This window comes from Streptomyces bambusae, assembly GCF_019400985.1.
In the GTDB taxonomy this organism is placed as follows: domain Bacteria; phylum Actinomycetota; class Actinomycetes; order Streptomycetales; family Streptomycetaceae; genus Streptomyces; species Streptomyces bambusae_A.
Genome location: NZ_WTFF01000556.1, coordinates 1 through 2467 on the forward strand (window position 1 = coordinate 1; position 2467 = coordinate 2467).

General features: G+C 76.2%; 3 pseudogenes. 2 read left to right on the forward strand and 1 reads right to left on the reverse strand.

What is annotated here, in order from left to right:
• Nucleotides 1-106 precede the first annotated feature (106 nt).
• Nucleotides 107-358: pseudogene (locus GPJ59_RS35480) on the reverse strand (GntR family transcriptional regulator); the annotation flags it as partial.
• A 231-nt stretch (nt 359-589) separates the two neighbouring features.
• Here GPJ59_RS35480 and GPJ59_RS35485 point away from each other — a divergent pair.
• Both GPJ59_RS35485 and GPJ59_RS35490 read left to right on the forward strand, forming a co-directional pair.
• Nucleotides 590-1375, forward strand: a pseudogene (locus GPJ59_RS35485) (EamA family transporter); the annotation flags it as partial.
• 198 nt (nt 1376-1573) lie between these two features.
• Nucleotides 1574-2338, forward strand: a pseudogene (locus GPJ59_RS35490) (crotonase/enoyl-CoA hydratase family protein); the annotation flags it as partial.
• Between the last annotated feature and the right edge of the window lie 129 nt (nt 2339-2467).

A 2467-nucleotide genomic window follows, 5' to 3' on the forward strand; every position in this document is an offset into this window, starting at 1 on the left:
TTGACGACTCTGATGCCAGTTTTACGTAGTCGACACGTCCACACGTGACCATCGTCGCGGGTAGGTTCTACGGCTGCGTCGGGTGTGTATAAGAGACAGGCCAGGACTCGGCCAGCCGCCGGTAGGCCTCGGTGACCACGCCCCGGGTGACGCGCAACTCGCCGGCCAGCACCCGGCTGGCCGGCAGCCGGGCCCCGACGGGCAGCCGGCCGTCGGCGATCGCGGACCGCAGCTGGTCGGCGAGCCAGGCGGTACGCCCGCCGGGCGGGGCCTGGCCGATGTCCAACTGGAGGAAGTCCGAACCGGGAGCCGGCGGAGCCGGCGCCTCCGCCGGGGCAGGGCCCGGGGCCGAGGCCAGGCCCGGGGGCTGGGCCGGAACCGGAGCCGGGCCCGGGGCCGGGGCCGGAGCCGGGCCCTGGGCCGGAGCCGGGCCCTGGCCCGAGGCCGAAGGGAGAGCCGCCTCGGCAGTTTTGGACCCCTTGGACGGGGGCGTCGTGGACCTACGCATGAGGTCCATTGTGCGGGCACGGTGGACGCCATGGACATACCTTCCGCTCCGCTCTCCCGGCTCCTGCCCGGCATGGCCGGCATGGCCCTCGTCGGCTCCAGCGTCACCGTCTCGCACGCCCTCGTCGATGCCCCCCTGTTCACCTCCCAGGCCGTCCGGTACACGGCCGCGACCGTGCTCCTGCTGGTCATGGCGCGGTTGGCGGGCGCCCGCCCGGTGCTGCCGCGCGGCCGTGAGTGGCTGTGGCTGGCCGGGATCGCGGCCACCGGGCTGGTGCTGTTCAACGTGGCCGTGGTGCGCGGCGTCGCACATGCCGAGCCGGCGGTGATCGCCGTCGCGCTGGCCTGCGTACCCGTGGTGCTGGGCGTGGTGGGCCCGCTGTTGGAACGGCAGCGGCCGAGCCGGCAGGTCCTGCTGGCCGCGCCCGTCGTCGTGGCCGGCGCGGTGCTGGTGAAGGGGACGGGCCGGACGGACGCCGTCGGGGTGGCCTGGGCGGCCGTGGCCCTGGGCTGCGAGGCGGGGTTCACGCTGCTGGCGGTGCCAGTGCTGCGGCGGCACGGTCCGTGGGGAGTGTCGCTGCACGCGGTGTGGATGGGCGGGCTGATGCTGGCCGTCCTGGGCGGGGTGGTCGAAGGGCCGGCGGCGGTACGGGAGCTGTCCGCGAGCCACTGGGCTGCGGTGGGCCACCTCGCGCTGATGGTGACGGCGGTCGCCTTCGTCCTCTGGTACTCGACGGTACGGGCCGTCGGCGCCGGCCGGGCCGGCCTGCTCACCGGCATCGCCCCGCTCGCCGCGGCGGCCGCCGGGGTCGTCACGGGCGCCGGTACGCCCGACCCGTCGGTGTGGCTGGGCATCGCGGTGGTGATCGCCGGTCTGGTCGCGGGTCTGCGGCCGCGTGAGAATGCCGCCATGGAGATCGCGGAGAGGGACAGCGGTACGCCCGACGACGCCCCGGCCGGCACCACGGACACCGGTAGGCGCGGCAGCAAGAGCAACAGGAGCAACAGGAGCAACAGGAGCAACGGACCGGACAGGAGTACGAGTACGGGCGGCGGCGCCGCGCCGGCCGTACGCGTCGAGCGCGACGGTCCCGTGACCACGGTGGTGCTCTCGCGGCCCGCCGTCCGCAACGCCGTCGACGGGCCGACCGCCCGGCAACTGGCCGAGGCCTTCCGGGCGTTCGAGGCGGACGAGGAAGCCTCGGTCGCCGTGCTGTGGGGCGAGGGCGGGACCTTCTGCGCGGGCGCCGACCTGAAGGCCGTCGCCGCCGGGCGCGGCAACCGGGTCGAGCCCGACGGCGACGGCCCGATGGGGCCGACCCGGCTGCGGCTCACCAAGCCGGTCATCGCGGCGGTGGCCGGGCACGCCGTGGCGGGCGGTCTGGAGCTGGCCCTGTGGTGCGACCTGCGGGGGGCCGAGGAGGACGCGGTCTTCGGGGTGTTCTGCCGCCGGTGGGGGGTGCCGCTGATCGACGGCGGTACGGTACGGCTGCCCCGGCTGATCGGCGAGAGCCGCGCCATGGACCTGATCCTGACCGGCCGCCCGGTCCCGGCGGCGGAGGCGTACGCGATGGGCCTCGCCAACCGGCTCGTACCGCCGGGGCAGGCACGCCGGGCGGCGGAGGAACTCGCCCACGAGCTCGCCGCGTTCCCGCAGCTGTGCCTGCGCCACGACCGGCTCTCCGTACGGGAGCAGCACGGCCTGGCCGAACCGGATGCGCTGGCGGCCGAGCTGCGGCACGGCATGGTGCCGCTGGCGGCGGGCGAGACCGATTCGGGCGCCGCCCGCTTCACCGCAGGCGCCGGCCGCCACGGCTCGTTCACAACCTGACGCCTACGGGACCGCCGCAACGGTTCCCGCCCCGGCCCGACGGGGTACCCGCCCGCCCTGGCACGCCTCCGGGCCTGCCCCACCCGGCCCGACGCAGCCCGGGCCCGGGCCCGGGCCGCGGCTTCCGGC